The sequence below is a fragment of the Acinetobacter sp. YH01010 genome, from assembly GCF_013420775.1.
Lineage (GTDB): Bacteria > Pseudomonadota > Gammaproteobacteria > Pseudomonadales > Moraxellaceae > Acinetobacter > Acinetobacter amyesii.
Genome location: NZ_VOYF01000007.1, coordinates 24,514 through 47,472, shown reverse-complemented (window position 1 = coordinate 47,472; position 22,959 = coordinate 24,514). Strand labels below are relative to the sequence as shown.

The window sequence follows — 22,959 nt, the reverse complement described above, 5'->3', positions numbered from 1 at the left end:
ACATGAGCAAAGATATTTCAGGCGTGAATCCGCAAATCGAAACACATCCTTTAGCGCCATTTTTGCCATCAAATGGGAAACTCTTGATGTTAGGGAGTTTTCCACCTCCAAAAACCCGCTGGAAGATGGATTTTTATTATCCAAATTTTCAAAATGACATGTGGAAAATCTTTGGCCTATGTTTTTTTCAGGATAAAAATCATTTTCTCAATCTAGAGAGCAAGACTTTTAAAGAACAGCTCATTCGAGATTTTTTAAATGAAAAAGGTATAGGCATTTTTGATACTGCCTATCAAGTGATTCGTTTGAAAGGTAATGCATCAGACAAGTTTTTACAGATTTATCAGCCAACCGATATTGCGAAGTTACTCACGCAGATGCCGAATTGCCGCAGTATTATGACGACGGGAGACAAGGCGACTGATACGTTGATGCTCTCGATGCCAGAAAATACTGAAAAACCACGCATTGGGCATGCTGTTCGTACCGAATTTGCAGGCAGAGATTTGACTTTATACCGTATGCCGTCATCATCTAGAGCTTATCCACTAGCATTGGAAAAAAAAGCCGAAGCGTATAGTAAATTATTTAAAGAAATTGACTTACTATAAGAAAGCTTTGGTGTAATCTTTTATCAATGGTTGCTTTCCTTAGAAAGATGATTTAGGCATCATTGCAGGATATTGTACCCATTTGAAGTCATGTACAGAAAAATCACGCACTTGATGAAAATTATTCCAAATTAGGCGGCTACCTTTAGTCCATTTTAATGCCTTAATTCTTTGTTGAACCAAAGCGAATTCTGTTTCACTTGCTGGCCGTAACTCACCAATTTCAGCATATAGGCGTATCCCTGGATATTCTTGAAATTGACCATTGATTAATGATTTTAGCCAAAAGGCTTTGCTGCTATTTATCGCTTGTATGCAGGCTTTTGGATTCATTGTTAAATTATCCCGCAGTGACGCTGAATAAGTATCAAAGAAGAAACCTGAAAAGGTTGATTCATGTAAAAATAAAGTGCCAATTGGGGTGATTGTTGGTTGGTAATTTTGATCAACCGTAGCAATCGAGCAATGCATAGACGCACGTTGGGCATTTGCAACGACTTTACGAATTTGAGTCCAATTCTGATGATTCATGATTTTGCCTTTTTTATTATTGTCTATGCATATCACTCTATCAGAGTTTTTCACTATTTTTGTGCTAAACAATGGCAATAAACTGGTCATTCATGCCACTGTATTTGCTTTAAAATTAGGCAATTTAAAAAATATTTAAGCGTACTTTTTAGCTAGAACAACACAGCTCACTACAGCTAAAGATACCGCAATCATCAGTAGGCTAATCTGTTCATTTAATAATACGGCGCACAGCATAAGGCCAATAAAGGGCTGTACTAGCTGGATTTGACCGACTTTGGCAATTCCACCCAAAGCTAAGCCTTTGTACCAAAAAAAGAAGCCGATTAACATGCTGAACAATGACACATACGCTAAGCCAATATATGCGCTGAGAGGAATATGTTGAAAATCGTTTGGGAAATAGAGCCAGCAGAGTGGCAGCATCAGTGGCAAAGCAATGATTAAAGCCCAGCAAATGACCTGCCATCCACCTAAAGCTCTAGACAGTACGCCACCTTCGGCATAGCCCAATCCGCAGAGCAGAACAGCAATAATCATATAGATGTCACCGAGAGAAATTCCTTTAACACCAGATTGATGTAGCATGAAAAAGATGACTAAAGCACTGCCTGCACCTGCAAACAGCCAAAAGGCATTTTTAGGGATTTCTTTGGCACGTAGCACTGCAAAAAAAGCCGTGGCCAATGGTAGTAAAGCTACAAAAATTAAAGAGTGAGCCGCAGTTTCTGTTTGTAAAGCCAGTGCCGTAAATAATGGAAAACCAATGACAACACCTGTTGAAACAATACATAAGGATTTAATTTGCAGCATAGATGGCTTAGGCTGCTTTAAAACGAATAAAAGTATCAATGCTAAAATAGCTGCAATACAGGCGCGAGCGCCTGTCAGAAATTCGGGGCTAAAGCCTTGAACGGCAACACGGGTTGCAGGCATAGAACCTGCAAAAATAACAACGCCAATAAAACCGTTGAGCCAGCCCTGATGAACTTCTTTGAGGTCAAATTGCATGTTCATTCCATATTTTTGGTCTAAAGATATGTAATAAAATTTATACCGTACTGTATGACTGAAATAGATACAGTCAAATACAATTAAAAAGAACTGTTATGGATAAAATACCCATACAATTTGCATCTATAGCCATCTTTGAATAAGCTGTAAAGCCAAGATTTAGAACGATTAATAGACTGAACTGTCAGTTAATAAGTTCAAAGTGTGTCGTAATATTTCACTAAAACTGCATGAATAAGGAAATGAAAAGATGACAAAAATCGAATGGGTCATGCAGCAAGTCCAAACACTGATCGATCAGAAACAGCTTTCTGAAGGCTGCCGCATTCCTTCGGTACGTCAATTTTCCCAACAGTTGGGCTGTTCGGTTTCAACTGTTGTAGAAGCCTATGCACGGTTGGTCAGTAGCGGTGTATTGGAGTCAAGAATTGGAGCTGGCTATTATGTCTGCAAACGTTCTACTGCAAATGTTTTATTAAGTGAGCATGCTATTGAATATAACCGAGAGGTCGATCCGTTGTGGATTTCACGCCAATCGCTAGATGCTCATGAAGGTATGCTGATTCCCGGTTGCGGCTGGCTGCCAAAAGAATGGATGCCAGAGCAGACTTTACGTAAAGCCTTAAAAACGGCTGCTAAATCTGATAGCAGTTTCTTAATAGATTATTCGGCGCCACACGGTCATACAAATTTACGCCGCTATATTGCTCGTAAAGGTGAGGTTTATGATGTAATGCTTAATTTGAAGCAGATTTTCATTAGTGATTCTGCAACACATTCTATTGATCTGATTTTTCGGCATTTACTTAAAACTGGTGATACGGTTCTGATCGATGATCCATGTTACTTTAATTTTAGGGCACTGATTAAGGCACATGGGCTGAATTGCATTACATTACCGTATGGCAAAAATGGTCCAGATGTAGAAGTATTTAAGCAAGTGCTGCAGTTTCAGCCCAAAATCTATTTAACCAACTCAGGCATACACAACCCAACTGGTGCAGCACTTTCTATGCAAACGGCATTTGAAATTGCTAAATTGGCAGAGCAAAGTGGGTTAATCATCGTTGAAGATGATATTTTTGCCGAATTTGAGTATCTACATGCGCCACGTTATTTAACTTTATTGGGTTTAAAGCAGGTAATTCAAATTGGCAGTTTTACCAAAACGCTTTCTGCTGCGGTGCGCTGTGGTTATATCATTGCTCACGAATCAATAATTGATCAGCTGATTGATTTGAATATTGCAACTCATTTTAATACCAGTCATTTAAATGCAGAGATTATTTATCAAGCCCTTATGGACAGTAGTTATATAAGGCATATTGAATGGGTCAAAAAACAGCTACAAAAACATATGATGGATGCCGTAAAGAAACTTGCAGCTCTAGACATTCATCCAGTCGTTATGCCCAAAGCTGGCATTTTTTTATGGTGTCAATTACCTGCAAATATTGATGCAGCACAGCTATCAAAAAGCTGTTTGACGCAAGGTATCATTCTTGCACCAGGCAATTCATTCAGCTCAGCACAGAACGCAGGGCAATACATGCGTTTTAATGTCGCGCAGTGCATCGACAAAAAAGTATTTGATGTTTTGCAGCAGTGTCTGAATGAGCTGAAATTGCAAGATACAGCTTAACTAAAAAATGATGCAGATTTCAGGTCTGTGATTGATTACCTTTTTTAAGGCCAAACAGTTTTTCAGGCGAGGCATTAGCCATCATATTCAACATAATCCCAAAGGTTTAAACGCGCTTTAATTTCTTTGCGAATATTCGGCAGCATAGGTAGTAAAGTACCATCGATCCATAAACTCAGTGTCTGAGATGAAACTTTTTTGTTTGCATCATTTAAAATTTGTGCGCCTTTCACGATCACCAAAGTTTCTTCGCTAGCTGCAGTTTCAATGCCTTTAAATAAAAGCTGTAATCCATGACCTGTATCTTGGATTAACCATTCCAACTCAATTTGGATATTGTGATTAGATTTAAGCACAGCTTGGCCTTCAATCATGTCATTGTCAGATAAGCAGTCATGCTCAACCCGAACTTTCGACAAAAACCATTCTTGATGACCAAGTTCAGGAAGTGTCGTAAAAGGCGTTAAAATATCACTTAAATTAAATTGGCGGCTTAAATCAAAAAATTGCATTAGAAAACTTTAGGAGGAGATAAAACAAAATAAGAGGTGGATGTTAAAGCATCATCAAGTTTGAGTAAAACCTTTGCTTTTATTGAGATATTTTATGTATAAATAGCATTCAATCTATCTAAATTAAGTCTAAGAAAAATGAATTGCGAAAATAATATACACACAAACGATGTACCAAGCCCCATAGACTTAAAAGATCCAATCCAAGCTAAACAATGGGCTGCTGAAGTCAATCTTAAACGTCCGTGGCGTTATGACATCTTTCAAATGTATGTCGACTCTATTTTGGCTTTCAACACGAATGTGCACGTGCTTGAACTCGGTTCAGGCCCAGGCTATTTGGCTGAGTTTTTAATCAATCATTGTCCAAATATAGATTACACAGCATTTGATTTTTCCGAAGCTATGCATGACTTGGCAAAAGGAAAACTAAGTGCATCGCAACGCTTAAAATGTAATTTTACAACAGGGGATTTCAAACAATCTAATTGGGAAGAACCTCTTCATTTCAATGAGAAAAGCACCTTTGATGTGATTGTTATTCATCAAGCTTTACATGAGTTGAGGCATAAGGCGTATGCAGCAGAGTTTCATCGGACTGTAAAAACGTTGTTAAATACACAAGGCGTGTATATTGTGTGTGATCATCTATATGCACCAAATGCTCAGCAAAATCATGAGTTGTATATGTCTGTTAAGGAGCATTTAGATGCGCTGAAAGCAGCCAATTATGGCCAAGTGGAATGTCTGGGTGAAGTCAATGGTTTGGTTCTTTTCAAAAGCCAGCACTCATATGAACGAGACTGACTAAGACCGTTTTTGACTTGATCGAACTTATCAGATTATTTCAATAAATAGCCTCGACGAGGGCAATTCAATCATTTAGCAGTACGTTGTCATTACATCATCCATTCAATCGGGAGGTATGACACTGCTTTTATACTAAATCGTTGGAATCGAGTTGTTTCAGGTTCATGGGTATAGGTTTTGGTTTTTCCATTTTTTTGATGCTCTAACCAAATGATTTCGCCATTTTTATCTAGTTTTAATTCATACGCAATTTGCGGTAAATATTCGTTTAATGCGGCAGAAATATCATTTTGTAATCGATCAGATTTCACGACAAGGCCAACTTCCGAATTTAAATTTGCGGAACGTGGATCAAAGTTAAATGATCCAATAAACACCATTCCGTCGATATCGAAAAATTTTGCATGCAAACTAGAGGCATTTTTGCCTTTCGCAGGGATGATATTTCCAGTCATGACTTCATACCATGTGCGTTTAGAGCGTTCTATATAGGGTTTAAATTCATATAATTTCACGCCATTTTCGAGTAAGTCTTTGCGATATTTCTGATAAAACGCATAAACGACAGCGACGTCATTGGCTAAAAATGAATTGGTTAACACACGGACTTCTACATTTTTACCTGCAAGACCCGTCAGAAAGTCAGTACCTTGTTGCGTAGGAACAAAATAAGCTGAAACCAATTCCATGCGTTCTTTGGGCTGTCCCATCAAAGTAGAAAATTGGTTATAAATCAATTCTTGTTCTTTGGCTTCACCACGTATTTTATTCGGACTATCTGCAATAAAATGAGCTTCAGCCCAGTTCACCGGTCTAAGTTTAAGCTGAGCCGCCAGTTGTTGTTGTGCATAGTTAATGCGCTGCTGATCTTTAGTCAACGTTGTAGAATTTTCTTGGTATGTTTGTCTTAATTGATTTAATTCTTCTTTTGTACCTGCACCAATCCATTGCTGGACAGAATAACTTAAATCATCATTCCAAAAGTTCAAAAACACCTGATTGGCTTGTTGAATGGCTTCGCCATAGAAAAGGATGTCCAAATCTGTAAATTGAAAACTTTCACTGGCATCAAAATATTCATTACTGATGTTACGACCGCCAGTTACGCCCATAAAACCATCGGCAACAATTAATTTATTATGCATACGATGGTTAATATGCTTTAAGCGAAATGCATAATCAATGACACGTAAATTTCTGAATTTATAGGGATTAAACAGTTTGATTGAAATATTGGGATGAGCTGAAAAGGATTGTAAGGTCGGATCGAGTTTCGTCCCGTTTTGATCATCAATTAATAGCCTTACTTTTACCCCACGGTCAGCGGCATGCAGTAATTCTCGAAACATCAGATGCCCAATAGCATCATTTCCCCAAATGTAATATTGCAAATCGATGGTGTATTTTGCATTTCGAATTAAATGTAGGCGAGAAGCAATGCTTAAGAAAGCATCATCTAAGGCTAAATAAGCCGTTTGTTTTTGTTTTAATTTTTCAAAATCCGTAGCAGACGTAATCCATTTTTCTGCATGTGATTGTATAGGGACATCTTTTTTTGACTGATTGCTAGGTAAGCTGCATCCAGTTAATAGGCTGATCGAAACAGTTAAACCGACAGTACAACTTATTTCACGTAATTGTATCATTCGAATAGCATTAATCATTCCTTGAAAAATTCATCATAACATCATGTTTTAAGGTTGTATTTAGGCTTAAAAAGAGGTTACTGTAACTCATCTGTTAATATAAGCCATACAGGATGTTTTTAGACATGAAATCACGTGCAGCCGTTGCTTTTGGACCGGGTCAGCCTTTAGAAATTGTAGAAATTGATGTGGCACCACCGAAAGCAGGTGAGGTTTTAGTCAAAATTAGCCATACAGGTGTGTGTCATACAGATGCATTTACATTGTCAGGTGATGATCCTGAAGGTGTATTTCCAGCTATTTTAGGGCATGAAGGTGCAGGTGTTGTGGTTGAAGTCGGTGAAGGTGTGACTTCAGTGCAACCGGGTGATCATGTTATTCCGCTTTATACTGCAGAATGTGGTGAATGTTTATTCTGTAAATCGGGTAAAACGAATCTTTGTGTATCTGTTCGAGCAACACAAGGGAAAGGTTTAATGCCAGATGGTACAACACGTTTTTCGTATAATGGTCAGCCGATTTATCACTATATGGGCTGTTCAACATTCTCTGAATATACTGTGGTTGCAGAAGTGTCTTTGGCAAAAATTAACCCTGAAGCGAACCATGAACATGTATGTTTGTTGGGTTGCGGCGTAACTACTGGTTTAGGTGCAGTTAAAAACACCGCTAAAGTTCAGGAAGGTGACTCAGTTGCAGTCTTTGGTTTAGGTGGGATTGGTTTGGCTGTGGTACAAGGTGCTAAAAAAGCCAAAGCAGGTCGTATCATTGCGGTAGATACCAATCCTGACAAATTCAAACTGGCTGAAGAATTTGGCGCTACAGATTTTGTTAATCCAAAAGATTATGATCGTCCAGTTCAAGAAGTGATTGTAGAAATGACGGGTTGGGGCGTCGACCATTCATTTGAATGTATTGGCAATACCAATGTGATGCGCTCTGCTTTGGAATGTGCTCACCGTGGTTGGGGTCAATCTGTGATTATTGGTGTGGCAGGTGCAGGTCAAGAAATTTCAACCCGTCCATTCCAATTGGTTACAGGTCGTAGTTGGAAAGGCACTGCTTTTGGTGGTGTTAAAGGTCGTTCACAATTACCGGGTATGGTAGAAGAGGCCATGTCAGGTGAGATCAAACTTGAACCATTCGTGACCCACACCATGGGGCTAGATAAAATCAATGAAGCTTTTGATTTAATGCATGAAGGTAAATCAATTCGCTCTGTTGTACATTTTGAAGATTAAGCATTGATGTAAATATTAATGCGTTAATTTTCACTGTTTTAAAACTAGGCTTTGGCCTAGTTTTTTTTTGTGTCGTTATAACAAATCAAAACTTCAAATTAGGATTTGCAAAAAGTGACAGATTGTTAGACATAAAATGATAAAAAATGCCAAATGATAGATTTTGTCCCGAATTCACATGGTGGGAAATTAGCACTAAACATAAGGTAAGCATAATTTAAAAACAAATGTATATTAATGCATTATCCGAGGCAAAAAATGACAACTACAAGTTACAAGCCTGAGTGGATTCGGGAAGATTTTATTGATTTTATTGCAGAAAAATTTGATGCAATTTGGTCCTACAAACGTGTAAAAGCACAATTGGTTAAATCACGTTGTGTGGGAATCGGGTTTTATGAACTGAGTTTTTTAGCGAATCACAACTTTAAAGTAGCAAACTATCGACCAGGCCAATGTGTTCTGGTGACAGTTGTAAAGGATGGTGTACGTCATCAACGTAGCTATAGCATCGTCGAAATCAATACATCTGGTCATGTGGTGATTGCAGTTAAACAGCAAGGCAAAGTGTCCAATTGCCTGACGCAATTAAAAACAGGTGAGGTTGTTGAATTATCGCAACCGCAAGGTGAGTTTGGCTTAAAGCTAAATTCGGATCGACCAATTTTGCTGCTTGCTTCTGGTAGTGGCATTACCTCAATCATGGCTTTGTTTAAACAAGCAATTCAGCTTGGGCGTACGGTTGACCTGATTTATTTCAATCGAGATGATGCTTATTTGGATGAATTGATTCAACTGGCGAAGCAATCTAACCATGCACATTTACATGGGATTAATACGCTGAAAACCAAATTGCATATCACACCAGAGGTGCTAAATCACATGGTCCCTGATTTTAAGCAGCGAGATTGCTATGCCTGTGGTGCAGCGCCAATGATGCAAAGCATTGAGCAACTGTATCGTGAGTTCAAGCTTTCAGATTATTTATACACTGAATATTTTCAAATGATTGCTGATGATTCAGTACCTGCTCAACCTGTCACTTTTAGTTTAGCCCAGCAAGATTTTTTAGCAGAAGGTAACTTACTTGAAAGTGCTGAAAAAGCCGGTTTAAAACCTGCGCATGGCTGTCGGATGGGTATTTGTAATACCTGTTCGTGTACCAAATTACAGGGTTCAGTGAAAAACTTACTCACTGGCGAAATTGATCATGCGAATAACACACAAATCAAGTTATGTGTCTCTCAGGCAATTTCACCCGTACGCATTCAACTCTAACCCAAGCCGCATAAAAACAAATCAGGGGCGTCATCATGAATCAATCGATATATATTAGTCCGAATAGTAAGTCACGTTATTTATCACCCGAACAAACTGCTGAATTTGGCGAAAAAGTTGAGCAAATTCGCCGTGAAATCATCCAGAGTGTGGGTGAAAAAGATGTAGCGTATATTTATAAAATTCGCAATTTTGTCCGTTATAGCGAGATCGCATCTCGTGGCATGTTGATGTTTGCAGGCTGGATTCCACCAGTGTGGTTACTCGGCACAGGCCTATTGGGTATTTCTAAAATCGTAGAGAACATGGAACTCGGACACAATGTGATGCATGGTCAGTTTGATTGGTTAAATGACCCGAGTTTAAATGGTGCTAATTATGATTGGGATACCATTGCCACGGGCCAAGACTGGAAATATACCCATAACTATGTGCATCACACCTATACCAATATTGTCGGTATGGACCATGATGTCGGCTATGGTTTAATTCGTGTGAGTGAATCGCAAAAGTGGGAGCCACGTTTTCTTTTTAATATCCCACTGGCTGCCCAACTCATGGTTTTCTTTGAGTGGTATGTCGGCATTCAACGTTTACATTTAGAAGATGTTATTGCGTATAAAACCAAAACTTGGAAAGATGTATGGCATGAAGCGGCCGATGTACGTCAGAAAATTAAGCGCCAAGTGATTAAAGATTATGTGTTTTTCCCGCTTATTGCAGGTCCCAATGCGATTCCGGTATTTGCAGGAAATGCTGTAGCCAACGTGATTCGTAGCTTATGGGCTTCCGCTGTCATCTTTAATGGCCATTTTACAGAAGATGCGGAAAACTTTGAGATGGATAATACCGAAAATGAAACTCGAGCAGAGTGGTATCTCCGTCAAATTCGTGGCTCAAGTAATTTTAGTGGAACACAATGGTTGCATATACTCAGTGGTAATTTGAGTCACCAAATTGAACACCATTTATTTCCAGATATGCCTGCAAACCGCTATGCAGAAGCTGCACCTAAAATTAAAGCACTTTGTGAAGAATATGGTATTCACTATAACGAAGCCAGTTTTATAAAACAGTTTGCCAGCGTTTGGGTTCGCCTCGCGAAATGCTCAGTGCCGAATGACTGGAGAGCCGAGCTCAAGGAACGCTCAGCATCACTTCAGCAGCGTCTTAAACAAAAAATCATGAAGAAAATCGGGTGTTAAAATACAGTATTGTTTAGCAATATTGCCCTTAATGCTTCCAATGGATGATTTCTAAAGCATTAAATTCGCCAAAGTAGCGTTCATCTACTTTGGCTTTTTTAGATATATCTAGTGAGCAAGAGTTATTCAACTAATTGCACGCTACTCTGAATGACACAAGATTCTACAAAATATGCATCATGTGAAACGAGGATCACCGCACCTGTATAATGCTGAATGGCTTGAGCCAATAACGCTCTAGACTCTATATCTAAGTGGTTTTCAGGTTCATCTAACAATAAAAGCTCAATATTCGATGTTAAATAATTTAAGCCCAACAAGGTCGCTTTTAAACGTTCACCACCACTTAAACAGTGAAATGGTAGTTCCGCTTTTTGACCGCGGATTCTAAGTTGACCGAGTTGATTACGCCATTCCGTTGAGGAAACATCACGATTAAACTTTGCTAGATTGTCCAAAACACTCAGTTCAGGTGATAAATCACTCAAGTTTTGGTCTAAATACAGGGTATGCACAGACAAAAATAATTCATGGCTAGACTGTGATGTGATCTGACTCAGATATTTTAGAAATGTAGATTTACCAATACCATTTTTTCCTTTTAAATGAATTTTTTCACCTGCCTGTAAGGCCAAATCGAAAGGAAGGTGCTGAGATGTTTTGCGATGAAAATGTTTAACTCTTAAAATTTCTCCTGTTTTTTCAGCGTGATGTTGAAAAACGAATTTCTGCTCTTTGACATGTTCAAGTAGTTGCTGTGACTGAATCAGTTGAGATCTCTTTTCTTCCAATTGCTTCTGCTGTTGCGTTTGAACTGTCGCGAGGCTTTGACCGGCTTGTTCTTTTTTAAAATCGAGTAATACTTTGGCTTGGGAGCCTGACTTGCGTAGTGCATGACCCTGTTGTTCTCGTTTTTGCGCGTTCATCTGTGTTTTGTGTTGCTGTGATTTGAGTTGTTTTAACTCACGCTGATGCTGTAAAACATTACGCTGTAAGGCTTTATTTTGCAGATCATTTTGTTGAACGTAGTCTTCATAGTTGCCAGTAACATGACTGAGTCCAAACTCATTTAAAGCATAGATATGCTCTACATGTTGCAGCAACTCTCGATCATGACTGACAAAAAATGCACCGGCAGGATGGTTTTTTAAGCGATCGATGAGCCATAAACGTGAAGATACATCTAAATGATTACTTGGCTCATCCAAAAGCAAATAATGGTCGGGTTTTAAAAATAATGCACACAATGCCAATTTGGTTTTTTGACCTTCACTCAGCTGAGCGACTGGGAAATTTAAATCTGTTGGAAGTGAAGCCTGCTTAAGTTGTTGCTGCCATAGTGCAGGACGGTGCCATTGGTTTTCAGTCAGCTCAAAGTCTTCAAAACTGGCATTGCCTATTTCGATACGTTGAAATGAGTCATATAAATCTTCCACACCGAGTGCAGAAGCAATCGTGTCAGCTTCTAGTCGAGAAAATTGTGATAAATAAGCATGTGGTACATTCCATGAAATTTCCCCTTCATAGGGGAGATCTTTCAGATTTTGCGCATGTAAGATTTTAAGGATGCAGGACTTTCCTAAACCATTGCGACCAATACATGCCGAAAGTTGTTGTTGATTGAGGTTAAATTTCAGGTTTTTAAAAAGTGTTTTGGATGGAAATTCCAAACTTAATTGGGAAATTGTACAAGCTGTTTGAGTCATAGATGCACCTTGCGATAGCAAAGATGCGCAATACAAATAACTAATTTTATTCTATAAAAAAGACAATATTTGAGAAAATGCAGTCGAAGTCATTAGCCATGTGTTTGCACATCAAAAAAATGGATTTGATGATGAAAAAAACAGGGCTTACTTCATTGGCAAATACTCGAATTAAAAATAAGTGGAAAAAAGCTTTAAACAGCCTAATGTTGTGCAGTCTAATAAATGTTTATTTATTAATCAATACATCAAATTTTAAAAATAGGTCGCAGTAATTGACAGTAGAGTTATTTAATACAACAAAATAGCAAAAAACTATTGTCAAACCGATGAATACAGCGTATTTTAATTTTCAGACAGATACTTTTTGATGAAATCAAGATGTTAAAGCAACCTTTAATCTTAAACGCATATTATTACTTTTGGCAGTTTAGATAATTGCCTGAACGCGTTCGGGCATGAAAAAGGTTGCCCACCAAGTTTATACCTGATCGGCAACCCTGATCAGGTTTTTTTATGTCTTGATTTTTATAATATTTTTGGAGAAATCTCATGTTTACAGTAAATAATTCATATTTTAGCAACGGTTATTGGTTTTACTTTAGTCAGTCTATGTCTAAAGCCCTGAAGTCCCAAAGTCCCATAACGCTCAGATAAAAGATCGGACTGTTTATACGTACAGTCCAAAGGAATAGAACCAATGAATGCGCTAAATACAGCTTTACAACAAACTCAAAATTCAGAAATTCAGAAATCTACACAGTCAAAAGAAACGCTTTTGAGCTTGCCACATCAACTGAAACAACAATTACCTTTATCAGTTCATGCTGCAGAACAAATTGCTGCACATCGTGCAACGATTCAAAATATTTTGACGGGTCAAGACCCGCGTCTAATGATTATTACAGGTCCATGTTCAATCCATGATCCGATTGCTGCTTTGGAATATGCTGAAAAATTAAAACAATTACAGGCACAGGTTTCAGATCAAATTTTTCTTGTGATGCGCGCATATATTGAGAAACCACGTACTACAGTGGGCTGGAAAGGCTATATGTATGACCCAAGTTTAGATGGATCATCTAATATGCAGTTGGGCTTAGAAAAATCACGTGAGTTGTACTTACAAATTATTGAAATGGGTTTGCCGATCGCCTCTGAAATTTTAAGCCCAATGGCGACAGGTTATTTTGATGACCTTTTGGCGTGGGGTGCAATCGGTGCACGTACCAGCGAATCACAAATTCATCGTGAAATCTCAAGTCATATGCCATACAGTATCGGTTTCAAAAACGGAACAGATGGATCAATCCAAATTGCTCTAGATGCCATTCAATCTGCTTCGCATCCACACCAGTTCTTAGGTATGAGTCAAACTGGCTTACCGTGTATTTTAGAATCCGTTGGTAACCCGCAAGCACATTTGATTTTACGTGGCTCCAATATAGGTCCAAATTATAGTTTGGCTGAAATAGACAAAATTCGTAGTAAAGTAAAAGGCGATTTACCGGCTTTAGTGATCGATTGTAGTCATGGCAATAGCCATAAAGACCCAATGAAGCAACCTGAAGTATTACGCACAATTGTAGCAGAGCGTGAGCATACTCAAGTGCGTGGCGTGATGTTGGAAAGTCATTTGGTGGACGGAAATCAAAAAATTAGTTGTGACATGACTTATGGTCAATCTGTAACAGATGGATGCTTAGGTTGGGACAAAACCATTGATTTGATTCAACAGGTTGCGAATGAACTTCGTGCATCACAAATCAAACGTAGTGCTTAACAATCAAAAGCATACTCACTCTGAATTGATGTAGCCCAAAGCCTTAGAATATTGATTGTTCTAAGGCTTTTATTTTGAAAAATCCTTTGTTGTTTACTGTGATATAAAAATTGAAAAATGGCATATTTACTAAAATATATACTGATAATTCAGTATTTTATGTTTGAGTGAGTCACACTTTTTATGCACAATAATGTCTAAGCCCAATACAGCGCCAGAAATAATGACAATCTGTGCTTGGGTGTTTGAAATTTTATATTGGGGAAGTTGATGTACACTGCTGAATTGTTGGAAGAAGCACGCCGTTTTATGTTCCACATGTTAACAAAAGTGGTTGAATATGGTGGTTCTGATTTATTTATTACGGCAGATTTTCCACCAAGTATTAAACATCAAGGTATGATGAAACCCTTTGGGCAGCAAGCGCTTGATGCTGAGAAAACAAAGCTTTTCGCCTATAGTTTGATGAATGAGAAGCAGCGCAAAGAATTTGAGAAAGAATTAGAATGTAACTTTGCGATTAGTGTGCCAAACGTTTCGCGTTTTCGTGTCAATGTATTTCAGCAACAGTTACATGTAGGTATGGTCATTCGTACCATTACCGCAGAAATTCCAAATTTTGAAAAACTTAAATTACCGGCTTCGCTTAAGCACGTGATTATGGAAAAACGTGGTTTGGTTTTAGTGGTTGGTGGTACAGGTTCGGGGAAATCAACCTCTTTAGCGGCGCTGATTGATTATCGAAATGAAAATAGTGCAGGCCATATCATCACTGTTGAAGACCCAGTGGAATATGTGCATAAACATAAAAAATCTATGATTACGCATCGTGAAGTTGGTGTAGATAGTCATTCGTGGCATAACGCTTTGAAAAATACACTACGACAAGCGCCAGATGTGATTTTAATCGGTGAAATTCGTGACACCGAGACTATGGAACATGCGATTGCCTTTGCTGAAACAGGGCATTTATGTTTAGGTACGCTACATTCAAATAATGCCAATCAAACCCTAGATCGAATCATTAACTTCTTCCCAGAAGAGCGAAGAAATCAATTGCTTATGGATTTATCGAGCAATATGAAAGCGATTGTTTCGCAGCGTTTAATCCGGACTGAAGATGGTAAAGGACGCCGTGCAGCCGTTGAAATCATGTTAAACACGCCGCTTATTTCAGATTTGATTTTGAAAGGTGAGTTTCATGAATTAAAAGCGATCATGGCAAAATCTCGTGAACTTGGGATGCAAACTTTCGACCAAGCTTTATTTGATTTATATAATGACGGCGCAATTTCTTATGAAGAGGCCTTAAGAAATGCTGATTCAACCAATGAACTACGTTTGCAAATTAAACTAAAAAGTTCACGTGCAAATGGTACTTCAGCGGCTGCGCAATCGTTTAGTATGGTTGAAGAAAAGAAAGAAGAACCTGAAAGCACCGAAGCTTCGGAAGAAATATAAGCTGCATATTCATGCAAATGGTATATAAGCCAATTTAGCTATCAAATTGAAATAAAAAAATCAGCCTGAGGGCTGATTTTTTAGATATTAGAAATATTTACAGACCAGCTTCGTATTGTTCGCTGGTCAATAAAGCATCTACATCAGCCATATTGTCTGGTTTAATTTTATAAATCCAACCTTTGCTATAAGGTGCATCGTTTACAAAATCAGGATCATCTTCAAGGTCTGGATTGACTTCAACAACCACACCAGAAATCGGTGCATGAATATCAGAAGCGGTTTTTACCGACTCGACCACACCCGCTTGTTCACCAGCAGTGATATGTTGGCCCACATCTGGTGCTTCAACATAAACTAAATCACCCAATGCGTCTTGTGCATGATCAGAAATGCCTGTAACAACAAGGTCACCTTCAATTCGCACCCATTCATGTGTACTTGCGTACTTTAAATCTGAAGGATGATTCATTGATAACTCCTTAAATCCATTAAATTCATTTTTGGCATGAGTTATACATGCTTTTTAGGTAAAACAAAAGACTTATAAGTACGGATCTTTACGCCAATTGCTTGGGCTACGACCACTCCAACGCTTAAAAGCACGGCTAAAATTGGCGACATCGCTATAGCCCAATTCATCAGCAATTTGCTCTAAGGTAAAATCAGTCCGTGATAGAAGCGAAGTAGCATGACGGTAGCGAACTTCGTCAACCAATGTTGAAAATGAAGTCCCTTCGGCAGCAAGTTGGCGTTTAAGGGTTCGATCGGACATGTGTAGCCGTTCAGCAACACTTTCAATACTTAAATAGTGCTGCTCAGAGTTGGTTAAAATGTCACGAACGCGCATGGCAATACGGTGGCGTTCGCCCAAAGCAGAAAGTTCAGCTTCACATTGATTAATGGCGATTTGACTGGCAATCGGGTCTGCATGGACCAATTTATTGGTTAAATATTGCTTATCAAAACTAAGTAAGAGATGTGGCTGATCAAATCTAAATTGGTGTCGTGGATATTTGGCAATAAACCGCTCAAAACCTTCAGGTTGAGGGAAATCAAAATCAATTTCTCCCGCAGAATAATCCACACCAGTAATTGCTTTGCCCATGCTGATCATGCCAAAAATTAAGGCAATAGAAATCTCAGTACGTAAAGGCTCAATCGTAACGTCGGTTTGTAGTTGAACAGTAGCTTTGGTTCCAAAAGTTGAGAAAAAAAGCTGTAAAAAGGGCATGCGTAACTGAATAAAACGGTTTGCCAAGACTAAGGCATCAGTTATGTCCTTCGCCGTCATGATGGCATAGCCAATAAAACCATGAATTGAGATGCGCATTTGGTTGCCCAAATGAAAACCTAGAGTTGGCTCACCAGTTAATCGTAGTGCGTGCTCTACCAATTGATTGGCGATGGGTGTTGGAATACGGAAATCTGGTTCAGCCAATTGTTCGCTGTTTAATCCGAATGGACTAAATAATGTTTCTGCAGTGTAGCCCCATCGAGAGACCACATCTAAAAGGAGCAATCCATACACTCCGGGAATACCCTGATCCTGACGGGAATTAATTGTTTTCATAGCGTTCCGTTGCAATGCGGGTTTTTCTTCTGTTCAAGGTTATATTGGCATGATTCCGTGTTGTATCCCACAAAAATTGTTGGACAAACTGACTAGGCTCAACTATTTATAGCGGCCTACCTTAGCGTTGTAAAGTAGGCCGTTAAGGATTAATTCGGTTTAAAATCTTTGGAAAAGACCACAATTTTGGTCGTAGACATATAAAGAACGTCATTGTGCTGATTGAGCGCTTGCGTAACATAGGTCACAATGCCGCGGTCTGTCTTACTTTTCGACGGAGTAATTGCAGATATTTCAACTTCTACACGAATTTTATCCCCCGGACGTGTTGGGCGCGGCCAACGCAGACTTGATTCAGAGCCAATTAAGCCATAAGCCACAAGGAAACATTCAGTCCATAAGCGCATTGTTACAGCAGCAGTATGCCAACCACTTGCCGCTAGCCCTTGAAAGATCGGGTGCTGTTGGGCTTTGACTTCATCTGTATGAAATTCCTGAGGATCAAAAGCGTTGGCAAATTGCTTGATTTCTTCAACAGTCATTTCATATTCACGACTGCTAAAGTGATCACCAACTTTAAGGTCTTCCAGATACAGCATTTTCATCTTCCTTTGATTCTACTTTATGTTGTTCTATTAAAAATCCACCGGTTTGACGCTGCCACAAGTGTGCATAAATACCATTCAAAGCGACAAGCTCTTCATGGGTGCCTTGCTCAGCAATACGTCCTTGATCCAAGACAATCAATCGATCCATTTGCGCAATTGTTGACAGTCGATGCGCAATGGCAATCACAGTTTTGCCTTGCATCAAATCATCTAAACTCGATTGAATCGCAGCTTCGACTTCTGAATCGAGCGCACTTGTGGCTTCATCTAAAATTAAAATTGGTGCGTCTTTTAAAAATACTCGAGCAATTGCAATACGTTGACGCTGACCGCCAGATAATTTAACACCACGTTCACCAACAAATGCGTCATAGCCACGTTGACCACGTAAATCGATCAATTGAGGAATGAATTCATCAGCTTTCGCTTTGCGTACTGCATCATACATTTCTTCATCAGTCGCATTCGGACGGCCATATTTAATATTTTCTTCAACCGTGCGATGCAATAACGAGGTGTCTTGGGTCACCAAAGCAATATTTTTTCTCAAGCTATCTTGAGTAATATCTTCTATATTTTGGCCATCAATCGAAATACGACCATGATTGATATCATAAAAGTGGAGTAAAAGTTGAATTAATGTCGATTTTCCGGCACCTGAACGCCCGACTATACCGATTTTTTCACCTGGTCGAATGGTTAAATTAAATTGATTGATGACCTTTTTATCATTATAAGCAAAACTGACATCTTCAAATTTAATTTCGCCTTGCTGTACTTTTAAGTCGGTTGCATCAGCTTTATCTTGAATATGAATTGGGCGGCCCATAGTTTTCATCCCATCTTGAATGGTCCCGACATTTTCAAATAGGGCAGATGTTTGCCACATCATAAACTCGGAAATACTACTGAGTTTTAAAATCATGGCGGTCGCTGCTGCAATGACCCCAAGCTCAGCTTGACCATCCATCCAGAGCCAAACGGCTGTTCCAAGTACGCCACCATATAAAACAATGATCAGCAAATTCGTCGCGATGTTGTATTTTGCAGCAAGTCGCATTTGCTTATACACCGTCACCATAAATTCTTTCATTGAGGCTTTGGCATATTGGCTTTCACGGCCCGCATGGGCAAATAATTTCACTGTTTGAATATTGGTGTAGGCATCGGTGACACGACCAGTCATTACTGCGCGTGCATTGGCTTGTTCATTTGAAATTTTGCTTAATTTTGGGATGAAATAGCATGCAGAACCAATAAATAAAGCCAGCCAAAGTAATAATGGAACAATCAACAGTGGCGATATAGCACCTAAAATCACGGTGATCGAAATCAGGTAAATGAAGACATAGGCCAACATGTCACCAAGAATAATCCAAAACTCACGTACAGCCAGTGAAGTTTGCATGACTTTGGCAGATAAACGACCTGCAAAGTCGTTGTGGAAGAAATCTAAACTTTGTTTCAGTAATAAGTTATGAAATCTCCAACGTAGGCGCATTGGAAAGGTGCTATATAGAATCTGATGTTTAATAATGGTTTGAAGGCAAGAAAAGAAGATATTTGCCAATAAAATAAAGCTTAAAATGGTCAGATTCGTCTGGTGCTGCTGTAAAAAGGTTTCAGGTTGAGACTTACTGATCCAATTGACTAATTCGCCAATTTTGGAATAAAGCAGTGCTTCAAAACTCGCTACACCTGCTGTACAGAGTACCAATAACAATAGGTATTTTTTTACACCCGTCGCAGCTTGCCATACAAAGGGGAAAAATTTTGTCGGCAATGGTTTATTCAAGTCCTGTTCAGGATAAGCGTCAACTAAATTTTCAAACCATTTAAGCATGCAGATAACCTGAGAATTTTGCTGTAATTAATCTTTCTTTCTTCAGCTCTGAGTGTAATGGATTCGCTGGTTTTTCTCCATTTTGATTTGTTTATTTACTTAAAAGCTTGGCTGCAAAAGTTCATAGAATTAAAATGTACAACCCGATTACGACCTTGGCGTTTTGCTTCGTATAGAGCAATATCGGCTTGTTTAATTAACTGATCAAGTTTGGCGTGGTTAGGGTCAATTTTGGAAACACCAATGGAGATCGAAAATTTCACCAATTGACCATCTATATAAAACTGGTATTGTTCCATTTTATGTCTTAACCGTTCAGCAATTTTTAATGCATCTTCTGGGACGGTATAAGGCAAAAGTACAATAAATTCTTCACCCCCGAAACGCGCCAATATATCGTAAAAACGCATTTCTTTCCGTGCAATTTCAGCAATTTGGCATAATACTTGATCGCCGACATCATGTCCGTATTGATCGTTAATCGCTTTAAAATGATCGACATCAAAAATCAAAAGACTGGTACAGACCGTCATAGGGGTTTCTTGGATTTTTTTATTTGCAGCATGTACAAATTGGCGACGATTGCTTAACTGGGTTAATTCATCCGTATGGGCAATTTTGCGCAGGGTATGAAAGTTCCAGTCATCTAGCAGCGCTCTTAGAAACGTTTTACGAGAGTTGAGCGTAGAGTTCCAGCAGATATACATACTGAACAGCAGCACAGGAACGTACACCAATAAAAATATTGTAAAATCACCAAAATCATTAATGCGCCATGCGCCAAAAAGGATCGCTGCCGAGATCATGGCAGAGGTGATGATCGAAGGGCGAAAATGCACATGAATACTTAAATTACCCAATACAATCAAAATAATGGCAGCATATTGATAACTATGCACCAGTTCATTTTGCGACTGAAGTAATATCTCAAACCAGAGTATCGCTGAAAGGCAAGTGGAGAGTGGCAAAATCAAATCGAGCAATTTAATCTGTTTGATATATTTAAACAGAACATAGTTCAGGCTAAATGCACCAATAATGGCAATGATACGAATCACACCTGAAAGCATTTCTACGTCTGGCAGCACATAGTGATCTGCCCAAAAATAGATTAAAAAGGCCAATTGAGCGAAATAGTTGACCTGTTTTAAATAGTCTTTCTGGTTATAGTACAAAAACTTGTAATAAGCATTTTTAAACTGTGCCGGAATACGTGCAATCGGGTCGGATAAAGCACGCTCAATACGGACACGATTCTCTAGGTCACATGCTTCTGCCTGTATGAGCGTATGTTTGGCAGAAGTGCGATTCATCGATTCAATGAGTAATTGTGATTCGTTTTTAACTGATTTCTGAGAAGGTTGATTGAGGCCTTCCATGATCAAGTTCCTATTTTAGAAGCGTTTTTATGCAACTGTTAACAAATAGTATCTAAAATTGTCTACATTTGTATAGTATTTGTTTGGGTTTTTTTAATTACTGATGTTACGCAGTAACACCAGAAGCGTAATTTGATTTAAATAAAAGTATGATACGCGGTAACGTCATCCGCAAGTGTTTGAGACAGCACTTCTTCTAATCAAAAATGTTTTTGCGATACTTTGAATAATTTGACGCTAGTGAACGAGTTTTGCGGATGACAATGGTTTTGGGTGCTTTTGCCAAAACAAAAGTACCTCCAGCCGAAGGCTAATCCCTTTATTCACCCCCTAGATGTAAGACTCCGTCGAATAGAATTAAAAATCATTTTTAAAATGTGAAATTACTGTTATGTGCGTAACATCAGTTAATTATTTTTAGTTGTTTCAGATGCATTATATTTTTAGGAAATTATACGATCAGCGCATTTATCTAGCCTGCTCTAAATCCTTGCATTGCGCGATAAACAAGCACTAGCAGATGTCGAATAGCTTTTAAAGAAAACGCCCCCAATATATATTCAATCGACATTGTGAATTCTTTAACCTAAAGAATTTCTTCTTCAAATATACATGGGGAGATGCGCAATTAAGTCTTAGCTTTTATCAACATTTGGTTGAACGAGGGCTTTAAAATCGGCACTAGAAGGGGCTTGATAGATTTTAAGACCAAACTCAGGTGTGATTGCAATCAGATGGTCAAAGATATCAGATTGAATCGCTTCATAATCTTTCCATGCAATGGTTTTACTAAAAGCATAAATCTCTAAAGGTATGCCCTCACTCGTGGGTTGTAACTGACGCACCAAAATCGTTTGGTGTTGGGCAATGCCTGAATGCTGTTGTAAGTAGAATTCTACATAGGCACGAAAGGTCCCAAGATTGGTTAAACGGCGCTGATTATATTTCGATTGATTTGAAAGTTGCTGATTAAACTGAGCAAGCTCTTCATGCTTATGATCAAGATATTGATCTAATAATAAAAATTCTTTGAGTTTGTTTTGCTCATCCTGAGTCATGAAATGAATAGAGCTTTGATCAATATAAAGCGAGCGTTTGATGCGGCGCACACCAGACTGTGCCATACCACGCCAGTTTTTAAAGGTGTCAGTCACCAGTTTATTGGTTGGAATCGTGGTAAAGGTCTTATCAAAGTTCTGCACGGTAATAGTATGTAATGACATATCAATGACATCGCCATCCGCATTAAGCGAAGGCATCTCAATCCAGTCACCAATTCGCACCATGTCATAAGAAGAAATTTGTACCGAAGCCACCAGTGACAAAATGGTGTTCTGAAAAACCAACATGAGCACGGCCGCCATAGCACCAAAGCCTGCGAGTAATGTAAATACATCTTTTTTCAAGAAAGTACCTAAAATCATCAGGCCACACACCAAAAAAATAATCAATTTGACCAACTGCAAATAGCCTTTAATCGGTTTGTTTCTAGATTTTGGATTACGTTGGTAAATCAGATTAAAAATATTTAGTAATTCAGAAATGGCTAAAGCAATGGTCAGGAAGATAAAGGCCTGACAAGCCATTTGAACGATTGAGATAAACTTCACAGATAAATGTGGGACTGTGGTTATGCCATTTAAGATTACAATTGCTGGAACAATGTTGGCAAAGCGTTTAATCACACTATGTTCTGACAAAATTTGACTGTGGCTAAAGGCCATTTTAGACACGAGCTTACGAATACCACGTACCACAATTTGCTTGGCGATAAAATTTGCGATAATGGCAAAAATAATAATAAGACTGAGCGAAGTCAGCATTTCTAGCCACGGATATTGATCTGACCAGTCTTGAATATTTTTAATGAACTGAAATTTTTCCAAAATTATCCTACTCTTATTGAAGTAAATGAAAGGTTTAATGATCAAACTATTGTAATTATGATGATTATATAAGCAATTTTATACTCGTAAACTTTACGGAGTTACGACATGTATAGTCCATAATGTTACTTATTTTGTGCTAAAAATGATTTTTTGAAGGTATAACCTAATTGATGAACTAAAATAAATAAATGTTGAGCTAAAAAAAGCCCCCTAATTAGGAGCTTCAT

19 protein-coding genes are annotated in these 22,959 nt (G+C 38.5%); 8 read left to right on the top strand and 11 right to left on the bottom strand.

Annotated elements, in window-relative coordinates:
* Nucleotides 1-2 precede the first annotated feature (2 nt).
* Complete coding sequence (locus tag FTT77_RS08000) at nucleotides 3-611, top strand: uracil-DNA glycosylase family protein (protein ID WP_180007796.1); 609 nt, start codon at nucleotides 3-5, stop codon at nucleotides 609-611.
* A gap of 39 nt (nucleotides 612-650) precedes the next feature.
* Here FTT77_RS08000 and FTT77_RS07995 read toward each other — a convergent pair whose 3' ends face one another.
* Both FTT77_RS07995 and FTT77_RS07990 read right to left on the bottom strand, forming a co-directional pair.
* Nucleotides 651-1,145: a pyridoxamine 5'-phosphate oxidase family protein gene (locus FTT77_RS07995; protein WP_180007801.1), complete on the bottom strand. Its 495-nt coding sequence runs from the start codon at nucleotides 1,143-1,145 to the stop codon at nucleotides 651-653.
* Between the two features lie 132 nt (nucleotides 1,146-1,277).
* Complete coding sequence (locus FTT77_RS07990) at nucleotides 1,278-2,153, bottom strand: DMT family transporter (RefSeq protein ID WP_180007797.1); 876 nt, start codon at nucleotides 2,151-2,153, stop codon at nucleotides 1,278-1,280.
* Nucleotides 2,154-2,406: 253 nt separating this feature from the next.
* Between FTT77_RS07990 and FTT77_RS07985 the strand changes: the two genes are divergently transcribed.
* On the top strand, nucleotides 2,407-3,798 hold the full coding sequence (locus tag FTT77_RS07985) for a PLP-dependent aminotransferase family protein (protein ID WP_180040324.1): 1,392 nt from the start codon (nucleotides 2,407-2,409) through the stop codon (nucleotides 3,796-3,798).
* A 74-nt stretch (nucleotides 3,799-3,872) separates the two neighbouring features.
* On the opposite strand, the gene FTT77_RS07980 is transcribed toward FTT77_RS07985, so the two are convergent.
* The gene (locus FTT77_RS07980; protein WP_180008896.1) at nucleotides 3,873-4,310 is read right to left on the bottom strand and encodes a hypothetical protein; all 438 of its coding nucleotides are present in this window, start codon (nucleotides 4,308-4,310) and stop codon (nucleotides 3,873-3,875) included.
* Nucleotides 4,311-4,448: 138 nt separating this feature from the next.
* On the opposite strand from FTT77_RS07980, the gene FTT77_RS07975 reads away from it, so the two are divergent.
* Nucleotides 4,449-5,117, top strand: a complete 669-nt coding sequence (locus FTT77_RS07975) for a class I SAM-dependent methyltransferase (protein ID WP_180008894.1) — start codon at nucleotides 4,449-4,451, stop codon at nucleotides 5,115-5,117.
* 92 nt (nucleotides 5,118-5,209) lie between these two features.
* On the opposite strand, the gene FTT77_RS07970 is transcribed toward FTT77_RS07975, so the two are convergent.
* Nucleotides 5,210-6,766, bottom strand: coding sequence for a phospholipase D family protein (locus FTT77_RS07970; protein WP_180109121.1), 1,557 nt, complete (start codon nucleotides 6,764-6,766; stop codon nucleotides 5,210-5,212).
* 125 nt (nucleotides 6,767-6,891) lie between these two features.
* Here FTT77_RS07970 and FTT77_RS07965 point away from each other — a divergent pair, with 125 nt between their 5' ends.
* The 3 genes from FTT77_RS07965 (at nucleotide 6,892) to FTT77_RS07955 (ending at nucleotide 10,490) form a co-directional block, all read left to right on the top strand.
* Nucleotides 6,892-8,007, top strand: coding sequence for an S-(hydroxymethyl)glutathione dehydrogenase/class III alcohol dehydrogenase (locus FTT77_RS07965; RefSeq protein WP_180109120.1), 1,116 nt, complete (start codon nucleotides 6,892-6,894; stop codon nucleotides 8,005-8,007).
* A 258-nt stretch (nucleotides 8,008-8,265) separates the two neighbouring features.
* Complete coding sequence (locus tag FTT77_RS07960) at nucleotides 8,266-9,285, top strand: flavin reductase family protein (RefSeq protein WP_180109119.1); 1,020 nt, start codon at nucleotides 8,266-8,268, stop codon at nucleotides 9,283-9,285.
* A 35-nt stretch (nucleotides 9,286-9,320) separates the two neighbouring features.
* The gene (locus FTT77_RS07955) at nucleotides 9,321-10,490 is read left to right on the top strand and encodes an acyl-CoA desaturase (protein WP_180109118.1); all 1,170 of its coding nucleotides are present in this window, start codon (nucleotides 9,321-9,323) and stop codon (nucleotides 10,488-10,490) included.
* A 122-nt stretch (nucleotides 10,491-10,612) separates the two neighbouring features.
* Here FTT77_RS07955 and FTT77_RS07950 read toward each other — a convergent pair whose 3' ends face one another.
* On the bottom strand, nucleotides 10,613-12,196 hold the full coding sequence (locus FTT77_RS07950) for an ATP-binding cassette domain-containing protein (protein WP_180109117.1): 1,584 nt from the start codon (nucleotides 12,194-12,196) through the stop codon (nucleotides 10,613-10,615).
* 700 nt (nucleotides 12,197-12,896) lie between these two features.
* On the opposite strand from FTT77_RS07950, the gene FTT77_RS07945 reads away from it, so the two are divergent.
* Together FTT77_RS07945 and FTT77_RS07940 are read left to right on the top strand one after the other, a co-directional pair.
* A complete protein-coding gene (locus FTT77_RS07945) occupies nucleotides 12,897-13,979 on the top strand; it encodes a 3-deoxy-7-phosphoheptulonate synthase (RefSeq protein ID WP_180008883.1) in 1,083 nt (360 codons plus the stop codon).
* Nucleotides 13,980-14,249: 270 nt separating this feature from the next.
* Nucleotides 14,250-15,440 (top strand): PilT/PilU family type 4a pilus ATPase, encoded by a 1,191-nt coding sequence (locus FTT77_RS07940; RefSeq protein ID WP_180021768.1) that lies wholly within the window; start codon nucleotides 14,250-14,252, stop codon nucleotides 15,438-15,440.
* Nucleotides 15,441-15,537: 97 nt separating this feature from the next.
* Here the strand turns inward: FTT77_RS07940 and gcvH are convergent, their stop codons facing one another.
* From gcvH to FTT77_RS07910, 6 genes are all read right to left on the bottom strand, one after another.
* Nucleotides 15,538-15,912, bottom strand: a complete 375-nt coding sequence (gene gcvH, locus FTT77_RS07935) for a glycine cleavage system protein GcvH (RefSeq protein ID WP_180008881.1) — start codon at nucleotides 15,910-15,912, stop codon at nucleotides 15,538-15,540.
* 72 nt (nucleotides 15,913-15,984) lie between these two features.
* A complete protein-coding gene (locus tag FTT77_RS07930) occupies nucleotides 15,985-17,013 on the bottom strand; it encodes an AraC family transcriptional regulator (RefSeq protein WP_078190954.1) in 1,029 nt (342 codons plus the stop codon).
* A gap of 149 nt (nucleotides 17,014-17,162) precedes the next feature.
* Nucleotides 17,163-17,612, bottom strand: a complete 450-nt coding sequence (locus FTT77_RS07925) for a MaoC family dehydratase (RefSeq protein ID WP_180008877.1) — start codon at nucleotides 17,610-17,612, stop codon at nucleotides 17,163-17,165.
* Entirely contained in the window at nucleotides 17,590-19,464 is a 1,875-nt protein-coding gene (locus FTT77_RS07920; protein ID WP_078193808.1) for an ABC transporter ATP-binding protein, read from the bottom strand. Before FTT77_RS07920 ends, FTT77_RS07925 begins: the two co-directional genes overlap by 23 nt.
* A 95-nt stretch (nucleotides 19,465-19,559) precedes the next feature.
* Nucleotides 19,560-20,843, bottom strand: a complete 1,284-nt coding sequence (locus FTT77_RS07915; protein WP_257224245.1) for a sensor domain-containing diguanylate cyclase — start codon at nucleotides 20,841-20,843, stop codon at nucleotides 19,560-19,562.
* A 635-nt stretch (nucleotides 20,844-21,478) separates the two neighbouring features.
* Nucleotides 21,479-22,729 (bottom strand): mechanosensitive ion channel family protein, encoded by a 1,251-nt coding sequence (locus tag FTT77_RS07910; RefSeq protein WP_180048933.1) that lies wholly within the window; start codon nucleotides 22,727-22,729, stop codon nucleotides 21,479-21,481.
* Between the last annotated feature and the right edge of the window lie 230 nt (nucleotides 22,730-22,959).

Coding starts and splice junctions, on each gene's coding strand:
- FTT77_RS07940 (WP_180021768.1), top strand. CDS start 14,250: ATGTACACTGCTGAATTGTTGGAAGAAGCACGCCGTTTTATGTTCCAC.
- FTT77_RS07950 (WP_180109117.1), bottom strand. CDS start 12,196: ATGACTCAAACAGCTTGTACAATTTCCCAATTAAGTTTGGAATTTCCA.
- FTT77_RS07975 (WP_180008894.1), top strand. CDS start 4,449: ATGAATTGCGAAAATAATATACACACAAACGATGTACCAAGCCCCATA.
- FTT77_RS07980 (WP_180008896.1), bottom strand. CDS start 4,310: ATGCAATTTTTTGATTTAAGCCGCCAATTTAATTTAAGTGATATTTTA.
- FTT77_RS07960 (WP_180109119.1), top strand. CDS start 8,266: ATGACAACTACAAGTTACAAGCCTGAGTGGATTCGGGAAGATTTTATT.
- FTT77_RS07970 (WP_180109121.1), bottom strand. CDS start 6,766: ATGATACAATTACGTGAAATAAGTTGTACTGTCGGTTTAACTGTTTCG.
- FTT77_RS07990 (WP_180007797.1), bottom strand. CDS start 2,153: ATGCAATTTGACCTCAAAGAAGTTCATCAGGGCTGGCTCAACGGTTTT.
- FTT77_RS07915 (WP_257224245.1), bottom strand. CDS start 20,843: ATGGAAGGCCTCAATCAACCTTCTCAGAAATCAGTTAAAAACGAATCA.
- FTT77_RS07920 (WP_078193808.1), bottom strand. CDS start 19,464: ATGCTTAAATGGTTTGAAAATTTAGTTGACGCTTATCCTGAACAGGAC.
- FTT77_RS07945 (WP_180008883.1), top strand. CDS start 12,897: ATGAATGCGCTAAATACAGCTTTACAACAAACTCAAAATTCAGAAATT.
- FTT77_RS07930 (WP_078190954.1), bottom strand. CDS start 17,013: ATGAAAACAATTAATTCCCGTCAGGATCAGGGTATTCCCGGAGTGTAT.
- FTT77_RS07985 (WP_180040324.1), top strand. CDS start 2,407: ATGACAAAAATCGAATGGGTCATGCAGCAAGTCCAAACACTGATCGAT.
- gcvH (WP_180008881.1), bottom strand. CDS start 15,912: ATGAATCATCCTTCAGATTTAAAGTACGCAAGTACACATGAATGGGTG.
- FTT77_RS08000 (WP_180007796.1), top strand. CDS start 3: ATGAGCAAAGATATTTCAGGCGTGAATCCGCAAATCGAAACACATCCT.
- FTT77_RS07955 (WP_180109118.1), top strand. CDS start 9,321: ATGAATCAATCGATATATATTAGTCCGAATAGTAAGTCACGTTATTTA.
- FTT77_RS07965 (WP_180109120.1), top strand. CDS start 6,892: ATGAAATCACGTGCAGCCGTTGCTTTTGGACCGGGTCAGCCTTTAGAA.
- FTT77_RS07925 (WP_180008877.1), bottom strand. CDS start 17,612: ATGCTGTATCTGGAAGACCTTAAAGTTGGTGATCACTTTAGCAGTCGT.